The following is a 23,410-nucleotide window of genomic DNA, read 5'->3' as shown; positions in this document are numbered from 1 at the left end:
GGCTGATCGAGCAGGTCGGCAAGACCGTGACCACGGTCGAGGAACAGGCCGGCCAGGTGCTGTCGGTGTCGAGCCGCAGCAACCAGGCGGTCAGTGGCCAGCGCGAGCAGATCGAGCAGGTGGCCACGGCCATGAACCAGATGAGCGCCACCGCGCTGGAGGTCGCCCGCAGCGCGGCCCTGGCCGCCGAAGGCGCGCAGCGGGTCAACCATGAGAGTGCCTCGGGCCGCGACCTGGTGGCGAGCCAGCAGGGCAGCATCGCCCGCCTGGCTGGCGAGATTGACCAGAGCGTGGCGGCGGTGAACCAGCTGGCGGGGGACAGCCAGGCCATCGGCCGAGTGCTGGAAGTGATCCGTAGCATCGCCGAGCAGACCAACCTGCTGGCCCTCAACGCCGCCATCGAAGCGGCCCGAGCCGGCGAGCAGGGCAGGGGGTTTGCCGTGGTTGCCGATGAGGTACGCACCCTGGCCAGGCGCACCCAGGACTCCACCGAAGAGATTGCGCAGATGATCCAGCGCCTGCGCGAAGGCGTGGGCGCGGCGGTGCGGGTGATGGGCAGCAGCCACCAGATGGCCGCCGGCACCGTGGACGAAGCGCGCCAGGTGCAGCAGGCGCTGGGCAATATCCTTGGCGCGGTCGGTGGGATCGTCGAGCAGAACCAGCAGATCGCCGCCGCCGTCGAACAGCAGACCGCCGTGGCCCACGACATCGACCAGAACATCGTGGCGATCAACCGTGCGGCGCAGGACACTACCGAAGGCGCTTGTCAGACCGAAGATGCTAGCCGCGCATTGTCGGCGCAGGTGGTGGAGCTCAAGCGGCTGATCGGGGCGTTTCGGGTCTAGTGACTAGGCTCTGTACGGAATGTATCTGCACTCGCCCATACTGCGTTGAAACGGGGCTCGGAATGCTCATGTACTCCAGTACAGTCGGGCGCGACCCCGGCCGTTCCTCCCCCCGTTTCGCCTTGTCTGGCCTTCGCGCAGACACATTTCGTACAGACCCTAGTGTTGCGGGGCTGAATGGACGAGGCGATTCGAATGGTTGGAGCAGCGGTTTCAGGAGTTGGTTTGCTTGGCTTCGTAATGGCGGGTCTGGTAAGGCAGCAGGGCTTGCGCTTTCAAACCGAGCCCTTCATCAAGCCCCCAGGATGCTGCCAGTTCATCACGGCGCTTGCGTACAGCGGTCGGTGACTGGGCAATTGGCATGGCGTGGGGAAACAGCTCAAGTGCGTGGCGGGTATCCATGACACGGTGGACCGAAGCACAGGAGAAGCGCGTCAATTTCTCCAACAAGTAACCCACTCGACGGACCTGAAGTTCATCGGGATGACACCTCAGAAACGCTCGCGCAGCGCTGACCAGGTCGACATCCGAATACCAGACAGCCTGCGCTACGTGGACAAGGGTTGAGTCATCCGCTTCATTCAAGGGAGATCTGGCCAGCTTGTCCAGCGCGGATGTGAAGAGGTTGCCGTCAAGACGCTTCGCCATCTTCGGGCTCCAGGAAGTCTTGCAAGAGATTGGTCAGTACGGTGGTCGGTGGTTCCTTGGACCCAACATACACATCGATTGCCTCCAGTGCCAGCCTCCGTAAGTCAGTGGTCAGGATGAGACCCGAACGGAGCAATGCGTGAATGTCACTCAAGTCTTGTTCGCTTGCCCTGGCCAGCTTCGATATGGCGATGTCGACAGGCGCTGCGATACGAATATGCAAGGGGGAGGTTTCCGGGAACTCTGCCAATGGCAGGCTGCGCTCCAGATAGTCTTCGTGGATCGGCCCGAAAGTTGTGGTGTAATGCAGGTCGTAGTGCAACTCCAGCATGCGTCCGGATTGGGCATCGAAGAAGGCTTGAGGGACTTCGGCGAGTAGAGCTTGCAAGTCGAACGGCTCGGCGAGGCTGTTCTCGTAACATTCGGCATCGACATCCACGGAAACGCGATGATGAGTATAGAGGTGGACAGCACACCCTCCGAATATGATGATTTTCAATGCGCCTGGCCCTGCTTGCTCTTGCACCATTTCCGCTTCCACTGACTTGAACATGGAAATCAGGGCTTGTCCCAGATCGCTCTGGGTGTTCAGGTGTGGAGGAGTTGCATTCAGACGGTCCATTGCCAACCTCGATATCCTTGTGACCAGCTCGTAGGCGTACTTGAGCAAGATTCACCCAAGCGCGTTCGGGGCATCAATCTAGTTGGACGGTCGAGGTGTCGGAAACAGAAAAGTAGCTTCTGGGTGTTGCCAAAGTGCAGGCTGGAACAGCGGTGATTTACCAGCCGAACAGTGCGCAGGCATTGTGGGTGCTGGTCTTCGCCAGTTGCTCGACATCGACACCTATTACTTCAGCCAGTGCCTGTGCAATCTCTGGTAAATATTCCGGGCTGTTGCGCTGCCCCGGGAACATCGCCGGCGCCATGTCCGGCGCGTCGGTCTCCAGCACCACGCTGTCCAGGGGCAACCGCGGCAGGGTCTTGCGCAGGCGCAATGCCTGGGGCCAGGTGCCGGCGCCGCCCAATCCCAGCTTGAAGCCGAGCTTGATGTACTCCCGCGCCTCTTCGTAGCTGCCGGCAAAGGCATGGATGATCCCCGCCCGCACCGGCTTGTAGCGCTTGAGCGTGGCGATCACCTGGGCGTGGCTGCGGCGCACATGCAGCAGTGACGGCAGCTCGAAGTCGCAGGCCAGTTGCAGTTGGGCCTCGAACAACGCCTGCTGGCGCGTCGGGTCCAGTTCGGGCAGGTAGAAGTCCAGGCCGAACTCACCCACCGCGCACAGCCGCGGGTTGCCGCGCAGGCGTTCGAGCCAGTCGCGCAACTGCGCCAGGTGCTCAGGAAGGTGCTGCTCGAGGTAGATCGGGTGCAGCCCCAGCGCCGCGTACACGCCTTCGTTGGCGCAGGCCAGGTCCCAGACTCGCTGGAAGTTGTCCTGGTACACCCCCAGCACCACCATGCGCTCCACCCCGCGCGCCGCCGCGTTGGCCAGAAGGCGCGGGCGGTCGGCGTCGAAATCGGCGAAGTCGAGGTGGGTGTGGGTGTCGATCAGGCGCATGCTCAGGCCTTGGCGATCCGCTGCTTGAAGGTGCGGCCGATGGCGTGCACGCCGGGCTCGTAGCGCTTGTCCTCGATGGCGGCCAGGGCCAGCTCCAGCGCGGTGGCGGCAATCAGGCCGTGCTGCTGGGCCATGGCGTTTACCGGCAGCGGCAGGAAGTCGAGCAACTGGTTGTCGCCGAAGGTGCCCAACTGCAGCTGGCGTGAGTCCTCGGGGCGCGCCTGAAGCGTGTCGAACACGCCTTGCAGCAGCACGTAGGACGTGGTCACCAATGCATCCGGCAGGCCACCCAGTTCATCGATCAGCTGTTGCATCAGGCGTTGGCCGCACTCGCGGCTGAAGGCTTCGCCCTGGCAGCGGCGCACTTGGCCGGCGAAACCTTGCAGGGCTTCGTCGAAACCACCGGCACGGGCCTGGCTCACCGACAGCTCGGGGCGGGCGCCGATCAGGGCGATGCTGCGCGGGCGGGTTTTCAACAGGCTCTGGGCCAGCTGGCGGCTGGCGTCGCGGTCATCGCTGATCACCGAGCAGAAGTGCGCCGGGTCCAGGCGCCGGTCGATGGCGATCACCGGCAGGCCCTTGGCCTGCAGTTCGCGGTAGCTCTCGTCTTCCGGCGGCAGGCAACTGGCGACGAACAGCGCGTCGCAGCGCCGGGCACGGAACAGCTGCTGCAACTGGCGTTCGCTGTCGGGCTGGTCGTCACTGCTGGCGATCAGCAACTGGTAGCCACGGGCACGGGCGCCTTGCTCCAGTTGCTTGGCAATGCGGGCGTAGCTGGGGTTCTCCAGATCCGGGAGAATGAAGCCCAGGGTGCGGGTGTGGCGGCTGCGCAGGCCGGCGGCCTGGGGGTTCGGGGTGAAGCCGTGGGCCTCGACCACCGCACGCACGCGCTCGACGGTGCTGCTGCTGATGCGCTGCTGTTCGGCCTTGCCATTGATGACGTAGCTGGCGGTGGTCACGGACACACCGGCCAGACGGGCGATATCGCTGAGTTTCACCGAATTTTCCTTGTTGTTTCCGGGACTGCCTGCGGGGCTTGACCGGCTAGTTTCACCCATCGACGGGCCCGCGCGCAGACGACCATTGTCGCAATTGTCCGACAGGATGGGGCTTTTTCGTTGGCAGATTATCGAGTAACGTGGCCGCTTGGTCAGATTAAACGTTTCAGCAAGGCGAATTTTCCTGCCTGAAAATCAGTCTTCGCCGGTTGTGCTGATCGTTTCGGCGGCTTTTGCCGTCGAATTCCACAACAATACCTCGGTAGCCGACGGGGCTGCCGCAAAAGGAGAGGGTCATGCTCGAGCTTGCCGTTGAGCAGATTGCCATGGGCCAGCGTGCCGCCGACAAGGGCGAGGCACTGGCGCTGCTGGCCGATCGACTGGTTGCCGATGGTCTGGTCGCCGAGGGTTACCTGGCGGGGCTGCAGGCCCGGGAGACGCAAGGCTCGACCTTCCTCGGCCAGGGCATCGCCATCCCCCACGGCACGCCGCAGACCCGCGAGCTGGTGTTCGCCACGGGCGTACGCCTGCTGCAGTTTCCCGACGGCGTGGACTGGGGCGACGGCCAGATCGTCTACCTGGCCATCGGCATCGCCGCCCGCTCCGATGAACATTTGCGCCTGCTGCAACTGCTGACCCGCGCCCTCGGTGAAACCGACCTGGCCGAGGCGCTGCGTCGCTCCGGCAGCGCCGAGGCACTGCTCAAGTTACTGCAAGGGGCGCCACGCGAGCTGGCGCTGGATGCCCAGCTGGTCGGCCTCAACCTGGCGGCGGAAGACTTCGACGAACTGGCCTGGCGCGGCGCTCGTCTGTTGCAACGCGCCGGTTGTGCCGACAGCGGCTTTGCCGCCGTGCTGCAGCAGACCGAGCCGCTGCCGCTGGGCGAGGGCCTGTGGTGGCTGCACAGCGAACGTGAGGTGCGCCAACCGGGGCTGGCCTTCGTCACCCCGCAGCAACCGTTGCGCTACCGCGATCAACCGCTCAATGGCCTGTTCTGCCTGGCCAGCCTCGGAGCGGCGCATCAAGCCCTGCTCGAGCGCCTGTGCGAGGTATTGATCGAGGGCCGTGGGCAGATGCTCTACCAGGCCACCAGCAGCCGCGCCGTGCTCGAAGTGCTCGGCGGCGAGGCGCCCGCCGACTGGCCCAGCGCCCGGATAGTATTGGCCAACGCCCATGGCCTGCATGCTCGCCCTGCAAAGGTACTGGCGCAGCTGGCCAAGGGTTTCGAGGGCGAGATCCGCATACGGCTGCACGACAGCGCCCAGCCGGCCGTTTCGGTGAAGAGCCTGAGCAAGCTGCTCAGTCTGGGCGCCCGCCGTGGCCAGGTCCTGGAGCTGATCGCCGAGCCCGGTATTGCCGCCGATGCCTTGCCGGCGTTGCTGGCGGCTATCGAGCAGGGCCTCGGCGAGGAGGTCGAGCCCTTGCCGCAAGCGGCAGCAGTGGAGCAGCCGCAGGTCGAAACCCTCCAGGCGCCGCCGCCCGGCAGCACCCTGCAGGGTGTCGCGGCCGCGCCGGGTATCGCCAGTGGCCCGGCCCATGTCTGCGTCGAGCGCGATATCGACTACCCGCTGCGCGGCGAGTCGCCCGCCCAGGAGCGGGCCAGGCTGCGCCAGGCCATCGACACAGTGCACGCCGATCTTCAGGCCCTGGTGCAACGCAGCGACAAGGCCATCGGCGAAATTTTCGTCACCCATCAGGAAATGCTTGCCGACCCGGCCCTGACCGACGACGTCGAGCTGCGCCTGGCCCAGGGCGAAAGCGCCGCAGCTGCATGGATGGCGGTGATCGAAGCCGCTGCCCGTCAGCAGGAGGCCCTGCACGATGCGCTGCTGGCCGAGCGGGCCGCCGATCTGCGCGATATCGGTCGTCGGGTGCTGGCGCAACTGTGCGGCGTCAAGGACAGCGCCGAGCCAGAGCAGCCCTATGTGCTGGTGATGGCCGAGGTCGGCCCTTCGGACGTGGCGCGCCTGGACCCGGCACGGGTCGCCGGTATCGTCACCGCCCAGGGCGGCGCCACCGCACACAGCGCCATCGTCGCTCGCGCCCTGGGCATCCCGGCGGTGGTCGGGGCCGGGGCGGCCGTGTTGTTGCTGGATAGCGGCACGCCGCTGCTGCTCGATGGTCAGCGCGGGCGGGTCGTGGTTGCGCCAGCCGAGGCCGAGTTGCAACGAGCCCTGGCAGAGCGTGATGCCCGCGAGCGTCGGCTGCAGATCGCCTGGGCCAACCGCCATGAGCCCGCGCGGACGCGCGACGGCCATGCCGTCGAAGTGTTCGCCAACATCGGCCAGAGCAACGGCATCGACAAGGTGGTGGAGCAAGGTGCCGAAGGCATCGGCCTGTTGCGCACCGAGCTGATCTTCATGGCCCACCCGCAACTGCCCGATGTGGCGGCCCAGGAAGCCGAGTACCGTCGGGTGCTCGATGGCCTGGACGGACGGCCACTGGTGGTGCGCACGCTCGACGTCGGGGGCGACAAGCCCTTGCCGTACTGGCCGATCGCGGCTGAGGAAAACCCCTTCCTCGGCGTGCGCGGCGTGCGCCTGACCCTGCAACGCCCGCAGGTGATGGAGGACCAGCTGCGCGCATTGCTGCGTGCCGCGGACAACCGCCCGCTGCGCATCATGTTCCCCATGGTCGGCCAGCTCCATGAATGGCGCGCCGCCAAGGCCATGGTCGAGCGCCTGCGCCAGGAGGTTCCGGTGGGCGACTTGCAGGTAGGTATCATGGTCGAAGTGCCGTCGGCCGCCTTGCTGGCGCCACAGCTGGCCCGTGAAGTGGACTTTTTCAGTATCGGTACCAACGACCTCACCCAGTACACCCTGGCCATCGACCGCGGTCACCCGAGCCTGTCGGCACAGGCCGACGGCCTGCACCCGGCAGTGCTCAACCTGATCGACATGACCGTGCGCGCCGCCCATGCCCAGGGCAAGTGGGTGGGCGTGTGCGGCGAGCTGGCGGCCGACCCGCAGGCGGTCGCCGTGCTGCTGGGCCTGGAGGTGGACGAACTGAGTGTCGCCGCCCGCAGCATTCCTGAAGTCAAGGCACTGGTGCGCCAGACCGACCTTTCGACGGCCCGCGCCCTGGCGCGCGAGGCCCTGCAACAAGACAGCGCCGAGGCAGTTCGGGCGCTGGTGGAGCGTTTTTGATGGCCAAGATCCTCACCCTCACCCTCAACCCGGCGCTGGATATCACCATCATCCTCGACCGCCTGCGACCCGGCGCGGTCAACCGCAGCCAGGCCCAGCACAGCCATGCCGCCGGCAAGGGGCTGAACGTCGCCCAGGTGCTGGCCGACCTGGGTCACAGCGTCACTGTCGGCGGTTTCCTGGGGCAGGATAACCTGGCGCCGTTCGAGGCGCTGATTGCCTGGCGCGGGTTCGCCGATTGCTTCGTGCGCGTCCCGGGCGAGACCCGCAGCAACATCAAGCTGGTCGAGGCCGATGGCCAGGTCACCGATATCAACGGGCCAGGGCCGCAGGTCGACGAGGCCGCCCGCGACGCCTTGCTGCAACGTCTGGCACTCGTGGCCCCGGGGCATGACGCCGTGGTGGTGGCCGGGAGCCTGCCACGGGGGATCAGCCCCGAGTGGTTGCGCGAGCTGCTGCTGATGCTCAAGTCCCAGGGCCTGAAGGTGGCCCTGGACAGCAGCGGCGAAGCCTTGCGCGCAGGCCTGCAGGCCGCGCCCTGGCTGGTCAAGCCCAACACCGAGGAGCTGGGTGAAGTCCTCGGGCTGCCGGTGCAGGCTGCGGACGAGCAACGCGCGGCCGCACGGCGGCTGCTCGCCACTGGCGTCGAGCATGTGGTGGTGTCCCAGGGCGAGCAGGGCGTGAACTGGTTCGCCGCTGGCCTGGCGCTGCATGCGCAACCGTCGAAAGTGCGCATCGCCAGTACCGTCGGCGCCGGTGATTCGCTGGTTGCCGGCATGGTCCATGGCCTGCTCCTGGCCGAAGCGCCCGCCGCTACCTTGCGCCGCGCCACCGCCATCGCCGCCCAGGCAGTCACCCAGGTCGGCTTCGGCGTTCACGACCGTGAGCAACTGGAGCGTCTGGAAGCCGCCGTGCGCCTTACAGAACAACAAGAAGAGGGCTGCTGATGAACATTGCCATTGTCACCGCCTGCCCCAACGGTCAGGTGTCCAGCGTGCTCAGCGCCCGCCTGTTGGCCGCCGCGGCCCAGCGTCGGGGCTGGAAAACCTGCGTCGAGGTGCATGACGCCGAACATCCGGAGCTGCGCCTGACGCCAACGCAGATCGCCGAGGCCGACTGGGTGCTGGTGGTCAGCACCGGGCCGCTGGACCTGGCGCGCTTTGCGGGCAAGCGCCTGTACCAGAGCACGCCGGCCCAGGCCCTGGCCGACCGTGAAGGCTTCCTCGACGAGGCCGCTGCGGGCGCCCAGGTGCAGGTAGCGCAAACCCCGGTGCATGGTACGCCGAAGATTGTCGCTGTGACCGCCTGCCCGACCGGCGTGGCCCACACCTTCATGGCCGCCGAAGCCCTGCAACAAGCGGCGCAGGCCATGGGCTACCAGCTCACCGTGGAAACCCAGGGTTCGGTCGGCGCGCGCAATCCGCTGCCGGCCGAGGCCATTGCCGCAGCCGATGTGGTGTTGCTGGCCGCCGATATCGAAGTACCGGCTGCGCGCTTCGCCGGCAAGCGCATCTACCGCTGCGGCACCGGCATCGCCCTCAAGCAGGCCCGCGCCACGCTGGACAAGGCCCTGGCCGAGGGCAAGGTGGAGGCGGCGGGAACGACCGGCGCAGTGCCGCCGGCCGAGAAGACCGGTGTCTACAAGCACCTGTTGACCGGGGTTTCGTTCATGCTGCCGATGGTGGTGGCCGGCGGTTTGCTGATCGCCTTGTCGTTTGTGTTTGGCATCGAGGCCTACAAGGAACCCGGCACGCTGCCCGCCGCCTTGATGCAGATCGGCGGCGAGGCGGCGTTCAAGCTGATGGTGCCGCTGCTTGCCGGCTATATCGCCTGGTCCATTGCCGACCGCCCGGGCCTGGCGCCCGGGATGATCGGCGGCCTGTTGGCCAGCACGCTCGGGGCGGGGTTCATCGGCGGCATCGTCGCTGGCTTCCTGGCGGGCTACAGCGCCAAGGCCATCGCCCGCTGGGTGCGCCTGCCCAGCAGCCTCGACGCGCTCAAGCCGATCCTCATCATCCCGCTGCTGGCCAGCCTGTTCACCGGCCTGGTGATGATCTACGTGGTCGGCCAGCCCGTGGCGGCCATGCTCGAGGGACTGACCCATTTCCTCGACAGCATGGGCACCACCAACGCCATCCTGCTCGGGCTGCTGCTCGGCGGCATGATGTGCGTCGACCTTGGCGGGCCGATCAACAAGGCCGCCTATGCCTTCTCGGTGGGGCTGCTGGCCTCGTCGAGCTACGCGCCGATGGCCGCGACCATGGCCGCCGGCATGGTGCCGCCGATCGGCCTGGGCATCGCCACCTTCCTGGCCCGGCGCAAGTTCGCCCAGAGTGAGCGCGAGGCCGGCAAGGCGGCGCTGGCGCTGGGCCTGTGCTTCATCTCCGAGGGCGCGATCCCGTTCGCCGCCAAGGACCCGCTGCGGGTGATTCCGGCGAGCATCGCCGGGGGCGCGCTGACCGGGGCCTTGTCGATGTATTTTGGCTGCAAGCTGATGGCGCCCCATGGCGGGTTGTTCGTGCTGCTGATCCCCAACGCGATCAACCATGCGCTGTTGTACCTGCTGGCCATCGTCGCCGGCAGCCTGCTGACGGCGGTGGTGTACGCGCTGATCAAGAAGAGCGAGCAGGTGGAGATGGTCGTGGCGCCAGCCAAGGGCTAGGCCCGCGATTGCTCCATCAAATGCTTCAACCCCTGGTCTTGCCCCGCAACGGTTTCAGCAGATCGCCCAACCCGTTGTGGTCGATCTCGTGCATCAGCGCCAGCAACCCGCCAAGCTCCCCGGGCGGGAAGCCTTTACGGGCAAACCATGCCAGGTAGTCCCCGGGCAGGTCGGCGATGATCCGCCCCTGGTACTTGCCAAAAGGCATGGTGCGGGTGACCAGCAGTTGCAGGGTTTCGGGTTTCATCGGGCGGTGGCCTGTGGCGGTTGAAGCGCGACCTTACTGCAAACTGCACGACGACCCAAGCGGCGATCATGCAGAACGCCCTTGAGCGGCATGTTTGTGAAATCTTCAAGTTACTGATTTTAATGAATTATTTTTATTTCCTGGGTTTGGCACGAAGCCTGCTCCGATCAAGGTGACTATGACCTGCCAAGGAGTTGTTGCCATGAGTAATCCCAACAAAGACACGATCGACGTACTCAACGACCTGATCGAGTACAGCAAGGATGGTGAGAAAGGCTTCAAGACTTCTGCCGAGGATGTGAAGAACCCTGAACTTAAAGCATTCTTCGTGCAGCGTGCCAGCGAGTGCGCCAGTGCCGCCGCAGAGTTGCAGGGCGAAGTGCGGCGCCTGGGCGGCGACCCGGAAACCAGCACCAGCATCAGCGGTGACCTGCACCGTGGCTGGGTCAACCTCAAGTCGATGGTCACCGGCAAGGATGAAGAAGCGGTGCTCAATGAAGTGGAGCGTGGGGAAGACCATGCGCTGAAGGCCTACAAGGAAGCCCGCGAGAAGCTGGTCAAACTGGGGCGTTCGGCCAATGACACTTCGTATGCCTTGGTAGAGAAACAGCTGCAGGGCGTGCAGCGCAATCATGATCAGGTGAAGGCTCTGCGTAACGCAGCCCGCGCTCGGTCCTGATCAGCATGGGGCCGTTTAACGGCCCCATGACTCACTCCTCGGGTCCTTCCACCCGATTCCGCCCATTGGCCTTGGCCCGATACAACGCCTCGTCAGCATCACCCAGCAGCGCCGCCAGGTCCTGATGGGTGCCGGGGATATGCAGGCCAATCCCCACACTGACTGTCACCGACCGCTCGTCATCGCCGAACGGCGGCATCGCTTCGACACTGGCGCGAATCCGCTCGGCCAGCAACCGCGCACCGGCCAGCTCGGTTTCCGGCAGCACCACCTGGAACTCCTCCCCGCCGTAACGCGCCGCCAGGTCCGCAGGGCGGCGGATGCACAGCTCGATGGTGGTGGCCACCTCGCGCAGTACATGGTCGCCACCGGCATGGCCATGGCGCTGGTTGAAGGCCTTGAAGTGGTCCACATCCACCATCAACACCGCCAGCGGCTTGCGGTTGCGCTGGGCACGCGCCCATTCCTGGCGCAGCACCTGGTCGAGGCGGCGACGGTTGGCAAGGCCGGTGAGGCTGTCGGTGGCGGCGAGGGTGGCCAGGCCCAGTTCGGCATCGTGGCGCCGACGTAGCTCGCGGCCCAGCAGCAAGGTCAGCCAGAGGATGCCAATGCACAACACGCCGGTGGCCACGCTGACCACGATCGCGGTACGCCGCCACGACTGGAACACTTCATCGGCCGAGTGGGCCACCAGCACGATCAACGGCAGGTCGGCGACCCGGGCGAAGGTGTAGAGGCGCTGGCCCTCATAGGCCGTCGAGCGGGCGGTGAAGCTGCCACTGCGCTCGCTGAGGATGCGCTTGAAGTTGGGGCGCTCGCTGAAGCTGGTGCCGATCAGTGGATCCTGCGGCCGGGTCGGCTGGCGCGCCAGTAGCTGGCCGTCGGTGTTGAGCAGGTTGATGCTGCTGTCCACGCCGATGTCCAGGCGCTGGAACAGTTCGTTGAAATAGGACAGGCGCAAGGCCCCGGCGGCCAGGCCCTGGAACTCGCCGTTGGCGCCGGAGATGCGCCGGCTGAAGCTGATGCACCAGTCCAGGTTGCCCAGCCGCGCCTTGAACGGCGGACTGATCAGCAGGCCCAGGCCCGGGCGGTCTCGGTGCGCCTGGAAGGCCACGGTGTCGGCGAAGTTGGCCTGGCGCGGCACCGCGCTGGTGGAGTCGCCGAGCACGTCGCCCTTGGCGTCGAGCCAGAGAATGTCGCCGCGCACCGGCGCGGAGAAGGCCTGGTTGAACAGGATCTGCTGGCGCAGCTTGGTCGGTACGTTGAGCAGATCGGGGTGCTGCACGGCCCAGATCAGGCCCTTGAGCGACTGGTCGTAGAGTTCGACGTTGCGCAGGATGTCGCTTTCGATCAACTGCACGATGTTGCTCGACGAGCGCATTTCCGATTGCTCGACGCTGTCGCGCTCGCGTGCCAGCAGGTAGCCGACGATAGCCACTATGGCGAGCACGGCAAGGCAGCTGCCCAGGTTGAGGACCAGCTCGGGGTGTGACTTGTACAGGGCGGATCGTGGTGATCGGGTGGGCAACGTCATGCTCGCAACTGCATAAGCCCCGGGATCCATGGGGAGTGGGCCGGAAAGCGGCGGCGGTATTTTAGGCAAGGCGCGATTGTCGGACAAGATCAAAGGTGTTTTGCCCGACGGAATTGATTCAGTAGGCCTGCGATGGGATGTACGACATTTCCGAATCTGAAACCAAATGCTTCAGTTGGGCTGTGCTTGGGACCTATCCTACGCGCTTGCCGGAAGGGTCTGGATAGGCCGGGAAATGCATCAGGGCTAACGTCGTCGGGTCGCCAAATTTGGTGACCGGGCGTGAGAACCTGATGATATGTCTTTCGGCCACTTCAATGGCAGCCGTGTTCGGGCAGACCTCTGGTCTGGCCGGGTTTCATGTCCTCGGTTTCTCACCCCGTACACGGTTGCCACCTAATCCTGTGAGAAAGGTTCAAGTGGCGATTTTCTTCAATCGACATGAGCGATTTGAAATGAAAAAGCTAGTACCTGACCCACCCATCCCCTACATCTCCATCATCGACCATCTGCCCCTCGCCGAAGTCTGGGAGCATGCCGCTGTCCTGATGACCATGATGACCCGCACCTGCGACGTCTACATGGCCTTTCCCGTGGATGAGCGTCCCGAGATCCTGGTGGAGAACATTTCCATCCTCAGCCGGCTGCTGAGCTGCCTGATGGCCCACGCCAGGTCGCTGGAGGTGCAGCCATGAGCGAGCAGCCCGAACGTTTTGCCACTGCCGGCGTTTCGACATTCCTGGAGTGTTTTCGTGTTGAGCCCGATGTGCCTTTCAGCCTGGCGTTCAACGAGCTGTCGGTGCTGCAGGGTTGCATCCTGCACCTGACCACGGAGGCGGAAATGGAAGGGGATTTGAAAGCAGGGAGTGCAGCGCGGATCCTCAGTGCCATGGCCAAGGCGCTGATCAATGACCTGGAGATTGGGTTGAACCGTACCCGTTGAAGTCCATCGCAGGGCAAGCCCGCTCCCACGCCTGATAATCCGCCTGGCGTGGGAGCGGGCTTGCCCTGCGATCGGTTTCAGATCAGAACACGTTCAACGGATAATCCACGATCATGCGGAATTCGTTGTTGTCCTGAATCGTCGAGTAGGCCGCGTTGGCCCGGTGCGTGGCATAGCGCAGCAGCACCGACAGGTCCTTCATCTGACCTTCCTGGAACACATACTTCACGTCGAAGTCGCGCTCCCAGTGCCGGGCATTTTCGCCTTCGGCGTTGTAGAAATCGTAGTACTGGGTGTCTTGGCTGGCCTTGGTCAGGTCGGCCTTGCCGCGCGAGTACGACAGCGAGGTGCTCAGGCCTGGGATGCCGAGGCCGGCGAAGTCGTAGTCGTACTGCAGCTTCCATGAGCGCTCGTTCGGCGCGTTGAAGTCCGAGTACATGCGCGAGTTGTCGAGGAAGATGCTGTCGCCCAGGTTGATGTAGTCGAACGGCGTGTCGCCATTGACCCGCTGGTAGGCGGCGGTGACGCTGTGGTACCCGGCGGCGACGGTGAAGTGCACGCTCCAGGTGTTGTTGTCGATGCTGCCCAGCTTCGACTGGCCGGTGTCCTGGGTGTGATAGAAGTGCACGCCTGGGTTCAGGCTGACCAGGTCGTTGACCGCGTAGGTGTAGTCGAAGTCGGCGTAGTACTGGTTCCAGATGTCCTTCAGCTCGGCGGCGTAGAGGTTGGCGGTGACGCCCTCGGTGCCGCTCCACGACGCGCCGGCCCAGCTCAGGTTCTGGCTGTCCTGCTCGCGTGTCTGGTTGCTGTAGTAGGTGTTGATGCGGCGGTGGCCGCTCTGGTTGTACGGCTTGGTGAAGCTGACCTTGCCGCCTTCGAGCATCAGCCCGTCGATGCTGTTGTTGGTCAGCGCGACGCCGCGGAAGGTCTGCGGCAGCATGCGGCTTTCGCCACCGGCGATCACCGGGTTGGTGAGGAACAGGTCACCGGCCTTGAACTCGGTGTCGAAGCCCTTGAGCTTGATCGCGCCGCCGGCAGTGGAGAAGGCGTGGCGCGCCTTGTCTTCCGGTGCGCTCGGCAGGATCGAGGTGCCGGCACGGCCATCACCGCCGTCGAGCTTCAGGCCGACCATGGCGTGGGCGTCGAGGCCGAAGCCGATTACGCCAGGCGTGTAGCCGGACTCGAAGCGTGCGACGGCGCCCTGGCCCCACTCGCGTTTGTCCTTGATCGAGGCATTCTTCTCGTTGCGGTTGAAGTAGGCATTACGCAAATGCAGGTTCAGCGTGGAGCCCTCGATGAAGCCATCAGCCTTGGCTTCATCGGCCTGTGCGGCCACGGGCATCGTTGCGGCCAATGCAACGAACAACGGGGTGAAACGAAACGCGAAAGACACCGGTACAAACTCCTTTGGTCAAGCGATGGGGCAGTTTTTTATTGTCGTGTCTGCAAGTTCTTATTAGAGACGTAACAGCCAGGCTGAGATTTTCGACGCATAAAAAAAGCCGCTGAAAGGCAGCGGCTTTGAAAGGCTAACATATCGTCACAGGCAGTGCCCATGGTGTAGCCCAGGGAAAACTGGAAACAGCTGGCGTGGCCGGTCAGCTATCGGCATCGGTATCGACAGATACCTTGGAAGCTGTCTGCTGTGCGTCTTTAGCCGCAGCGGACTGCTGCGCGGCGTAGGCGTCACGCGCCTCCTGGTGAACCGCGGCGAGTTCGGCGTTGCGGGCGACGAAGGCCGGGGATTCTTCCGCCATGGCCAGGGGCGACAACAACAGGGAAGACAGGACGAAAACGCTGGCAATACCCATACTGTTGGACATTTGGAACAACCTTCTTGCGGGGCAAGTGCTAATGGAGACAGGGCTAAAGTTAGTCCTGTAAACAGCGGGGAAACAGAGGCTGTTCAGATAAGCACTGTTGCGCAAAAAGTAATGATCGCGGCAAAAATACTCAGACTTTTACCGCAAACCCGCGTAGTTGAGCGCTCGGCAAGTTGATACCGAAGGTATTGGCCCCGGCCTCGCTGTGCACGAAAACACTGCCGCCGTGCATCAGGGCGATTGCCTTGACGATGGCCAGGCCCAGTCCGTGGTTGCCGCCGCCGCTGTTGGCGCGGGCCGCATCCACCCGATAGAAGCGCTCGAACAGCATCGGCAGGTGTTCGTCGTCGATCGCCGGCCCCGGGTTGCTCACCGCGATGCTGACTTGCTCGTCATTCGCCTCGATGCGCACCTGGATCGCCTGGTGCGGTGCGGTGTGCTGCACGGCGTTGTTCAGCAGGTTGATCAGCGCCCGGCGCAACTGGGCCTTTTCGATGCAGGCCTGGGCATCGCCGCTGACGGTGACGCTGACGTGGGCGTCTTCGAGGATGTAGTCGAGGTAGTCGAGGGTGGTGGCCACTTCCTCGGCCAGCGAGGCCTGGGTAAGGGCGGTGGCCTTGCTGCCCTGGTCGGCGCTGGCCAGGAACAGCATGTCGTTGATGATGCTGCGCAGGCGCTCGAGTTCTTCGAGGTTCGATTGCAGCACCTCGAAGTAGTGCTCGGCGCTGCGCCCGCGGGTGAGGGCGACCTGGGTCTGGCCGATCAGGTTGGTCAGCGGCGAGCGCAGTTCGTGGGCGACGTCGGCGTTGAAGGCTTCCAGTTGCGAATAGGCCTGGCTGACTCGGTCGAGGGCGGCATTGAAGGTGCCGGCGAAGCGCGCCAGTTCCGGCGGCAGGTCGCGGGTCTGCAGGCGATCGTCCAGGCGTGGCGGCGCCAGGGCCTGGGCTTCTTCGGAGAGGGCGAGCAGGGGCCGCAGACCAATACGCGCGACCCAGTAACCAAGCAGCGAGGCCAGCAGCACGCCGAAAACCGCCAGGCCAACGATGGCCACCAGCAGGCTGTGCTGGGCCTGCCAGAAGGTTTCAGTGTCGATGCCGATCAGAAAACGCAGGGGCGGGCGCTCACCCTGCGCGGGCAGCTCGCTGACCAGCACCTTGTAGGGATAGGGGCTGTCGGACAGGCGCAGCTCGCGCATGCCCACAGGGCCCTTGGCGAAGTCGCGCACCTGTTCGCTGGGATGGCCGTACTCGAAGGACGGGGCGCCGCTCACCACCCAGAAGCGGATGCGTCGGTCTTCTTCGCTCAGCAGGTTGAGTTTGTTGTTGATCTTGGCCCAGTGCTCGGAGGTGCCGAAGCGGTTGAGGGTGGATTCGAGCACGCTGAAGCGTGCGTCCAGTTCGGCCGCCGGCAGCAGGTCGAGGCTGTGGTCGACCTGGCGGTACAGCGCGCTGCCGATCAGCACGAACACCGCCAGCGCCACCAGGGCGAAGAGCGCCGACAGGCGCAGGGCGATGGAGTTGCGCCAAGGATTCATCGGGCGTTACCTGCGGCCAATTCATGGGGGCGGGTAGTGCAGGTTTCAGCCACGATGTTCCAGGACATAGCCCATGCCTCGAATGGTATGCAGCAGCTTGTTGTCGAACGGCCCGTCGAGCTTGGCGCGCAGGCGCTTGATCGCCACCTCGACGACATTGGCGTCACTGTCGAAATTGATGTCCCAGACCAGCTCGGCGATGGCGGTCTTGGACAGGATCTCGCCCTGGCGCCGGGCCAGCACGCTGAGCAGCGAGAACTCCTTGGCGGTCAGGTCCAGGCGCTGGCCGGCCCGGCTGGCCTTGCGCGCCATCAGGTCGATCCACAGGTCCGCCACCTGGATCTGCAGCGGCTCATGAATGGCGCTGCGCCGGGTCAGGGCCTGCAGCCTGGCCACCAGTTCGAGGAACGAGAACGGTTTGCCCAGGTAGTCGTCGGCGCCTTCGCGCAGGCCGTGGATGCGGTCCTCGACCCGCTCGCGGGCGGTGAGCATGATCACCGGCGTCTGCTTGCGCGCCCGCAGTGCGCGCAGCACGCCGTAGCCATCCAGGCCAGGCAGCATCACGTCGAGCACGATCACCGCGTAGTCGCCTTCGAGGGCCAGGTGCAGGCCGTCGATGCCGTCGCGGGCCAGGTCGACGGTGAAGCCCTGCTCGGTGAGGCCACGATGCAGGTAGTCGGCGGTTTTTTCTTCGTCTTCGATGATCAGCACACGCATGGTCTTGTCTCAACTGGCGGTCGGCGCGGGGGCGACGGTGGCCTGGCGGCGGTGGAACAGACGCTCCAGGGCCAAGTATATGACCGGGGTGGTGAACAGCGTCAGGGCCTGGCTCACCAGCAGGCCGCCGACCACGGCGATGCCCAGTGGCTGACGCAGTTCGGCGCCGGCGCCGAAGCCGAACATCAGTGGCAGCGCGCCAAGCAATGCGGCCAGGGTGGTCATGATGATCGGGCGAAAGCGCACCAGGCACGCCTGGTGGATCGCCTGCTCGGGCGTCATGCCGTGGTTGCGCTGGGCTTCGAGGGCGAAGTCGATGAGCAGGATGCCGTTCTTCTTGACGATGCCGATCAGCAGCACCACGCCGATCAGGCCCATGATGGTGAAGTCCTGGCCCATGGCCCAGAGCAGGATCAGCGCACCCAGGCCCGCCGAGGGCAGGGTGGAGATGATGGTCAGCGGGTGCCCGAAGCTCTCGTAGAGCACGCCGAGGATGATGTACACCGCCACCAGCGCGGCGAGGATCAGGTAGGGCTGGCTCGACAGTGAACTCTGGAAGGCCTGGGCGGCCCCCTGGAAGTTGCCGGCGATGGAGTCGGGCATGCCCAGTTCGCGCTGGGTGCGTTCGAGGATCTGCACCGCATCGCCCAGGGCCACGCCGGGGGCCAGGTTGAACGACAGGTTGGCCGCCGGGAACAGGCCGTCGTGGCTGATCGACAGCGGCCCGGTGCTGGGCGGTGCGACATGGGCCAGGGCCGACAGCGGCACCATCTCGCCCGACAGCGGCGAGCGCAGGTAGAAATAGTTGAGGCTCTCGGCCTTGCCGCGCTGGCGGGCGTCCAGTTCGAGGATCACCTTGTACTGGTTGGTCTCGGTCTGGAACTCGCTGATCTGCCGCTGGCCGAAGGCATCGTACAGCGCCTGGTCGACGTCGGTGGTGGTCAGGCCGAAGCGCGCGGCGGCCTGGCGGTCGATGTCGATGCGGGTGACGCTGGCGCCCAGTTGCAGGTCGTTGGACAGGTCGCGGAACGCCGGATTCTCGCGCAGGCGTTCGGTCAGGCGCTGGGTCCACAGGTTCAGCGCAACGCCGTCGTTGCTCTTGAGCACGTACTGGTACTGGGTGCGCGACGGCCCGGAACTGAGGTTGATGTCTTGCCCTGCGCGCAGGTACAGGACGATGCCGGGAACCTGCGCCAGTTTTGCGCGCATGCGGTCGATCCATTCGCTGGCCGACACGTCGCGCTCGCCACGGGGCTTGAGGGAGATCCAGAAGCGCCCGTTGGCGATGGTCTGGTTGCTGCCGGTGACACCTACCGAATGGGAGAAGGCGCGCACCGCCGGGTCGGCTTCGATGATCTTCGCCAGGGCCTTGTGCTTCTCGATCATCGCGGGGTAGGACACATCGGCCGCCGCCTCGCTGGTGCCGAGGATGAACCCGGTGTCCTGCAGCGGGAAGAAGCCCTTGGGGATGGCCACGTAGCCGACCACCGCCAATGCCAGGGTCAGGCCGAACACGCCGAGGGTGACACGCTGGTGCGCCAGGGCCCGGTCCAGGCCCTTCTCGTACCAGCGCACCAGGCGCTGGCCGAAGCCGCCATGCTGCGTCTCGGGCGGGCGGCGCATGCACAGCGCGGCGAGGGTCGGTGCCAGGGTCAGCGAGACCACCACCGAAATCAGGATGGTCGCGGTGGCGGTCAGGGCGAATTCCTTGAACAGCCGGCCGACCACGCCGCCCATGAACAGCAGCGGAATGAACGCGGCGATCAGCGAGAAGCTGATCGACACCACGGTGAAGCCGATCTCGCCGGCGCCCTTGAGCGCCGCCGTGCGGCTGTCGTCGCCGGCCTCCAGGTGACGGTGGATGTTCTCCACCACGACGATGGCATCGTCGACCACGAAGCCCACGGCGATGACGATGGCCACCAGGGTGAGGTTGTTGAGGCTGAAGCCGAACACGTACATCAATGCGCAACTGGCGATCAGCGACACGCCGAGCACGCTGGAAACGATGAAGGTCGCCGACCACTGGCGCAGGAACAGCGCCATCACCCCGATCACCAGGGCCACGGCGATCAGCAGGGTCAGCTCGACCTCGTGCAGCGAGGCGCGGATGGTCTGCGTGCGGTCCTGCAGCACCGACACCTCGACCGCTGCCGGCAGCATTTCCTGCAGGCGGGGCAGGGCAGCCATCACCCGGTCCACGGTGTCGACGATGTTTGCCCCGGGTTGGCGGAAGATAACCAGGTTCAACCCCGGCTGTTCGCCGGACCAGGCCCTGACGTAGGCGTTCTCGGCGCCGTCGATCACCTTGGCGACGTCGGCCAGGTGCACCGGGGCGCCGTTGCGGTAGCTGACGATCAGCTTCGCGTAGTCGTCGGGGTGGAACAGCTGGTCGTTGGCGGCGAGGGTCGACACGCTGTGCTCGCCGTACAGCGCGCCCTTGGCCAGGTTGAGACTGGTCTGCTGGATGGCCTGGCGGATATCGGCCAGGGTCAGGCCGATGGCGGCGAGCTTTTCGGGCTGGGCCTGCACGCGGATGGCCGGGCGTAGTTGCCCGGTGATGTTGATCAGGCCGACCCCGTCGATCTGGCTGAGCTGGCGGGCCAGCAGGGTCTCGGCATAGTCGCTCAGTTGGTTGCCAGGCATCTGCGCCGAGCTGACGGTGAGGATCAGCACCGGGCTGTCGGCCGGGTTGACCTTGCGCCAGGTGGGCGGGCTGGGCAGGTCCTGGGGCAGGCGCGCGGTGGCGGTGTTGATCGCCGCCTGGACCTCCTGGGCGGCGGTGTCGATGTTCTTGTCGAGGGTGAACTGCAGGATCAGGTTGGTCGAGCCCAGCGCGCTGCTGCTGGTCATCTGGGTCATGCCGGGGATGGCGCTGAACTGCACCTCCAGGGGCGTGGCGACCGACGAGGCCATGGTTTCCGGGCTGGCACCGGGCAACTGGGCGGTAACCTGGATGGTCGGGAAGTCGGCCTCGGGCAGCGGCGCCACCGGCAGGCGCGGGAAGGCGATGGCACCGAGCAGCACCAGGGCGAAGGTCAGCAGCAGGGTGGCGATGGGGTGGTCGATGCACCAGGCCGAGACGCCGTTGCGGGTGTTCATGGATGGCTCCTGCTTTCGGCCATTTGCGCCGGGGCAGGGGTGTCGGGGGTGACTTCCACGGTGCTGCCGGGCTTGAGCCGCGACTGACCGTCCAGCACCAGGCGATCGCCGGCCTTGACCCCGGCAATGACGTTCAGCGTGCTGTCCTGGTACACCACCTTGACCGGTACGGCGCTGACCTTGTCGCCGTCCAGGCGGTAGACGAAGTGGCCGTCGATGCTGCGCTGCACCACCGGCGGCGGCACCACCAGGGCGTCCTCGTCCACCGCCGTGCGCAGGCGCACGGTAACCAGCTGGCCCGGCCACAGGCGTGCGTCCCGGTTGTCGAACTCGGCCTTGACCCGCACCGTGCCGGTGGTGGCCGAAACCTGGTTGTCGATCAGCATCAAGTGCCCCTTGGCGAGCAGGCTGCGTTCGCCGTCGGCGTCCAGGTAGGTCTCCACTTCGGCGGGTGTGGCCGAGTTGAGCAGGCCCTGCAGGACTGGCAGCTGCTGTTGGGGCAGGGCGAACTCCACGGCGATCGGGTCGATCTGGGTGACGCTGAACAGGCTCTGAGTGTCGCTGGTGCGTACCAGGTTGCCAGGGTCGACGTTGCGAATGCCGACGCGCCCGCTCACCGGCGAGCGGATCTGGGTGTAGCTGAGCTGCACCGCGGCATTGTCGATGGCCGCCTGGTTGCCCTTGATCGTCGCCTGCAACTGGTTCACCAGCGCCTGCTGCTGGTCGAGGGTCTGCTTGGACACTCCGTCGTCGCTGCTGAGCAACTGGTAGCGCTTGAGGTTGACGTTACCCACCTGCAACTGCGCCTGGGTCTGGCCGAGCTGGGCGCGGGCCTGATCGAGGTTGGCGCGGATCGCCCGGTCATCGAGGGTGGCCAGCAGGTCGCCCTGCATGACCCACTGGCCTTCCTTGACCAGCACCTGGGTGAGCACGCCCTCGACCTGCGGGCGCACCTCGACGCTATGCAGCGACAGCACCGAGCCGATGGCGCTCAGGTAGCGTGGGACGTCCTGCTGGGCCACGGCGACCACGCGCACCGGTATCGCGCTGGCGGCGCGGTTGGCCGGGGCTTCGCGGCGCAATCCCTGCCAGGCGCCGATGGCGACCAGCAGGGCGAGGGCCAGGGCGGCGAGTACGAGGTAGCGGGACGGACGTCGCATCGGGGCAGGCACCTTGACCAAGGGGCTGGGAAGTGGATTGGACTATTGCAAGGTTATAGCGCGCCGTCCGGGTCGGCAGCGTGACGCCTGGCTGTCATGGCTGTCAGTTTCGGTGGGTTGATGGCCAAGTGCCAATACCCTGCCATGGATCAATGTTACGTTGGCGTTTGCCCCTAGAGTCGTACGCCCTGCCGATTTCACGTACAACAACGAGAGCCTCCGATGAAGTGCAATATGCCTGTTACCGGTCGCGAAGTGGATTACCCCGGCGACGCCAATATCCTGTCCACCACCGATCTGGACAGCCGCATCACCTATGCCAACGACGATTTCCTGCGAGTCAGCGGGTTCGCGCGCGAGGAGCTGCTGGGCAATCCCCACCACATCGTCCGCCACCCCGACATGCCGCCCCAGGCCTTCGCCCAGATGTGGCAGGCGCTCAAGGCCGGACGCTCGTGGATGGGACTGGTGAAGAACCGTTGCAAGAACGGTGACCACTACTGGGTGAGCGCTTTCGTCTCGCCGATCAGCAGTGGCGGGCAGGTGCTGGAGTACCAGTCGGTGAGGACCAAGCCTGGGGTCGAGCAGGTCGCGGCGGCCGAGCGGTGCTATGCAAGGTTGCGCGAAGGCCGGCGTGACTGGCGCGAGCGCTTACCGGTACTGCAGTTGGGCACACGCTTGTCGCTGGCGGTCGGTGTGGTACTGGCGCTGGTGATAGGCGCGGGTCAATGGTGGCTGGGGGCACCGCTGCTGGAATCGCTGGTGGAGATGGTGGCGGCTGGGGGCTTGAGCAGCTTGGCGATCCTGGTGCTGCTGCGCCCATACGAGCGGCTACGTCGGCAGGCCCAGACGATCGCCGACAATCCACTCAGCCAGCACCTGTACACCGGCCGGCGTGACGGCCTGGGGCAGATCGAGTTCGCCATGCGCATGCTCAAGGCGCAGCTGGGGGCGGTGGTCGGGCGTATCGGCGACACCTCCTCGCGCCTGGCCGGGCACTCGGGCTCGCTGGTCGAGGCCTTGCACAGCAGTCACGCCAACAGCCTCGAGCAGCAGAGCGAAGCCGACCAGGTGGCCACGGCGATCCACCAGATGAGCGCCAGTGTCGCCCAGGTCGCCAGCAGCGCGCAGATGGCGGCGATGGCGGCCGACCAGGCCGAGGACGAGACCCAGTCAGGCCACCAGCTGGTCGATCGCAACCGCTGCGCGATCCAGGACCTGGCCGGCTCGCTGGTGGAAGCCAGCGAGGTGATCCAGCAACTGGAGAACCACAGCAGCGAGATTTCCGGGGTGCTCGACGTGATCCGTGGCATCGCCGAGCAGACCAACCTGCTGGCGCTCAACGCCGCCATCGAGGCGGCGCGTGCGGGCGACCAGGGACGCGGGTTCGCGGTGGTCGCCGACGAGGTGCGTGGCCTGGCCCAGCGCACCGCGCAGTCGACCCACGATATCCAGCGCATGATCGGTGCCCTGCAGGACGGTGCCCGCGCGGCGGTGCAGGTGATGCAGCAGAGCAGTGCCCATGCCGGGCACAGCGTCGAGCAGGCGCAACTGGCCAGCGACGCGCTGGACAGCATCAGCGTGCGGGTCAACCAGATCAACGAGATGAGCCTGCAGATCGCCGCGGCGGTGGAGCAGCAGAGCCAGGTCAGCGAGAACATCAACCGCAACATCACCAGCATCCGCCAGGCCAGCGAGGCGACGGTCAGCGTCGGGCAGCGCAGCCACAGCAGCGCCAGTGACGTGGCGGACCTGGCCAAGGACCTGCGGCGGCTGGCGGATGAGTTCTGGCGGCGCTGTCAGTGATTGACTGAGT

General features: G+C 65.6%; 20 protein-coding genes and 1 pseudogene. 9 read left to right on the top strand and 12 right to left on the bottom strand.

The annotated features are described in order from the left end of the window. Window positions 1-131: 131 nt before the first annotated feature. Window positions 132-845, top strand: coding sequence for a methyl-accepting chemotaxis protein (locus BMY03_RS26870; protein ID WP_371041507.1), 714 nt, complete (start codon window positions 132-134; stop codon window positions 843-845). A gap of 213 nt (window positions 846-1,058) precedes the next feature. Here BMY03_RS26870 and BMY03_RS03650 read toward each other — a convergent pair whose 3' ends face one another. From BMY03_RS03650 to cra, 4 genes are all read right to left on the bottom strand, one after another. Further along, a complete protein-coding gene (locus tag BMY03_RS03650) occupies window positions 1,059-1,493 on the bottom strand; it encodes a hypothetical protein (protein WP_094010262.1) in 435 nt (144 codons plus the stop codon). After that, complete coding sequence (locus tag BMY03_RS03645) at window positions 1,477-2,115, bottom strand: DUF6036 family nucleotidyltransferase (RefSeq protein WP_232888038.1); 639 nt, start codon at window positions 2,113-2,115, stop codon at window positions 1,477-1,479. The genes BMY03_RS03650 and BMY03_RS03645 overlap by 17 nt, the downstream gene beginning before the upstream one ends. Before the next feature lie 157 nt (window positions 2,116-2,272). Beyond that, on the bottom strand, window positions 2,273-3,049 hold the full coding sequence (locus tag BMY03_RS03640) for a TatD family hydrolase (RefSeq protein WP_094010261.1): 777 nt from the start codon (window positions 3,047-3,049) through the stop codon (window positions 2,273-2,275). Between the two features lie 2 nt (window positions 3,050-3,051). Next, a complete protein-coding gene (cra, locus tag BMY03_RS03635) occupies window positions 3,052-4,047 on the bottom strand; it encodes a catabolite repressor/activator (protein ID WP_094010260.1) in 996 nt (331 codons plus the stop codon). Between the two features lie 296 nt (window positions 4,048-4,343). On the opposite strand from cra, the gene ptsP reads away from it, so the two are divergent. Genes ptsP through BMY03_RS03620 form a run of 3 tightly spaced genes read left to right on the top strand, consistent with a single transcriptional unit; the run spans window position 4,344 to window position 9,855 of the window. Beyond that, window positions 4,344-7,193 carry a phosphoenolpyruvate--protein phosphotransferase gene (gene ptsP, locus BMY03_RS03630; protein WP_094010259.1) on the top strand — a complete coding sequence of 950 codons (2,850 nt, stop codon included), beginning with the start codon at window positions 4,344-4,346 and terminating at the stop codon, window positions 7,191-7,193. Then, a complete protein-coding gene (gene pfkB, locus BMY03_RS03625) occupies window positions 7,193-8,140 on the top strand; it encodes a 1-phosphofructokinase (protein WP_094010258.1) in 948 nt (315 codons plus the stop codon). Before ptsP ends, pfkB begins: the two co-directional genes overlap by 1 nt. Further along, window positions 8,140-9,855, top strand: coding sequence for a PTS fructose-like transporter subunit IIB (locus BMY03_RS03620; RefSeq protein ID WP_094010257.1), 1,716 nt, complete (start codon window positions 8,140-8,142; stop codon window positions 9,853-9,855). Before pfkB ends, BMY03_RS03620 begins: the two co-directional genes overlap by 1 nt. A 25-nt stretch (window positions 9,856-9,880) precedes the next feature. Here the strand turns inward: BMY03_RS03620 and BMY03_RS03615 are convergent, their stop codons facing one another. After that, window positions 9,881-10,102: a DUF3820 family protein gene (locus BMY03_RS03615; protein WP_031315465.1), complete on the bottom strand. Its 222-nt coding sequence runs from the start codon at window positions 10,100-10,102 to the stop codon at window positions 9,881-9,883. A gap of 202 nt (window positions 10,103-10,304) precedes the next feature. Here BMY03_RS03615 and BMY03_RS03610 point away from each other — a divergent pair, with 202 nt between their 5' ends. Beyond that, on the top strand, window positions 10,305-10,781 hold the full coding sequence (locus BMY03_RS03610; RefSeq protein WP_094010256.1) for a ferritin-like domain-containing protein: 477 nt from the start codon (window positions 10,305-10,307) through the stop codon (window positions 10,779-10,781). Window positions 10,782-10,812: 31 nt separating this feature from the next. On the opposite strand, the gene BMY03_RS03605 is transcribed toward BMY03_RS03610, so the two are convergent. Then, the gene (locus tag BMY03_RS03605) at window positions 10,813-12,309 is read right to left on the bottom strand and encodes a GGDEF domain-containing protein (protein WP_094010366.1); all 1,497 of its coding nucleotides are present in this window, start codon (window positions 12,307-12,309) and stop codon (window positions 10,813-10,815) included. 461 nt (window positions 12,310-12,770) lie between these two features. Between BMY03_RS03605 and BMY03_RS03600 the strand changes: the two genes are divergently transcribed. Both BMY03_RS03600 and BMY03_RS03595 read left to right on the top strand, forming a co-directional pair. Then, window positions 12,771-13,010, top strand: a complete 240-nt coding sequence (locus tag BMY03_RS03600; RefSeq protein WP_023631630.1) for a hypothetical protein — start codon at window positions 12,771-12,773, stop codon at window positions 13,008-13,010. Then, window positions 13,007-13,258: a DUF3077 domain-containing protein gene (locus BMY03_RS03595; RefSeq protein WP_094010255.1), complete on the top strand. Its 252-nt coding sequence runs from the start codon at window positions 13,007-13,009 to the stop codon at window positions 13,256-13,258. The genes BMY03_RS03600 and BMY03_RS03595 overlap by 4 nt, the downstream gene beginning before the upstream one ends. 82 nt (window positions 13,259-13,340) lie before the next feature. Here BMY03_RS03595 and BMY03_RS03590 read toward each other — a convergent pair whose 3' ends face one another. The 6 genes from BMY03_RS03590 to BMY03_RS03565 form a co-directional block, all read right to left on the bottom strand. Next, window positions 13,341-14,651 (bottom strand): OprD family porin, encoded by a 1,311-nt coding sequence (locus BMY03_RS03590; RefSeq protein WP_023631632.1) that lies wholly within the window; start codon window positions 14,649-14,651, stop codon window positions 13,341-13,343. A 205-nt stretch (window positions 14,652-14,856) separates the two neighbouring features. After that, window positions 14,857-15,081, bottom strand: a complete 225-nt coding sequence (locus BMY03_RS03585) for a hypothetical protein (protein WP_023631633.1) — start codon at window positions 15,079-15,081, stop codon at window positions 14,857-14,859. A 130-nt stretch (window positions 15,082-15,211) separates the two neighbouring features. Next, window positions 15,212-16,615 (bottom strand): heavy metal sensor histidine kinase, encoded by a 1,404-nt coding sequence (locus BMY03_RS03580; protein ID WP_094010254.1) that lies wholly within the window; start codon window positions 16,613-16,615, stop codon window positions 15,212-15,214. A 45-nt stretch (window positions 16,616-16,660) separates the two neighbouring features. Further along, window positions 16,661-17,332 (bottom strand): heavy metal response regulator transcription factor, encoded by a 672-nt coding sequence (locus BMY03_RS03575; RefSeq protein ID WP_046857063.1) that lies wholly within the window; start codon window positions 17,330-17,332, stop codon window positions 16,661-16,663. 9 nt (window positions 17,333-17,341) lie between these two features. Next, window positions 17,342-20,434: a multidrug efflux RND transporter permease subunit gene (locus tag BMY03_RS03570; RefSeq protein WP_094010253.1), complete on the bottom strand. Its 3,093-nt coding sequence runs from the start codon at window positions 20,432-20,434 to the stop codon at window positions 17,342-17,344. Then, entirely contained in the window at window positions 20,431-21,594 is a 1,164-nt protein-coding gene (locus BMY03_RS03565; RefSeq protein ID WP_094010252.1) for an efflux RND transporter periplasmic adaptor subunit, read from the bottom strand. Before BMY03_RS03565 ends, BMY03_RS03570 begins: the two co-directional genes overlap by 4 nt. 222 nt (window positions 21,595-21,816) lie before the next feature. Here BMY03_RS03565 and BMY03_RS26865 point away from each other — a divergent pair. Together BMY03_RS26865 and BMY03_RS03560 are read left to right on the top strand one after the other, a co-directional pair. Further along, window positions 21,817-22,098: pseudogene (locus BMY03_RS26865) on the top strand (PAS domain-containing protein); the annotation flags it as partial. 264 nt (window positions 22,099-22,362) lie between these two features. Continuing rightward, on the top strand, window positions 22,363-23,400 hold the full coding sequence (locus tag BMY03_RS03560; protein WP_371920591.1) for a methyl-accepting chemotaxis protein: 1,038 nt from the start codon (window positions 22,363-22,365) through the stop codon (window positions 23,398-23,400). The last annotated feature ends 10 nt before the right edge of the window (window positions 23,401-23,410 follow it).

Source organism: Pseudomonas soli, assembly GCF_900110655.1.
GTDB lineage: Bacteria > Pseudomonadota > Gammaproteobacteria > Pseudomonadales > Pseudomonadaceae > Aquipseudomonas > Aquipseudomonas soli.
Note: the sequence above shows the minus strand (reverse complement) of the source record. Positions and strands in the feature narration are given on the sequence as shown.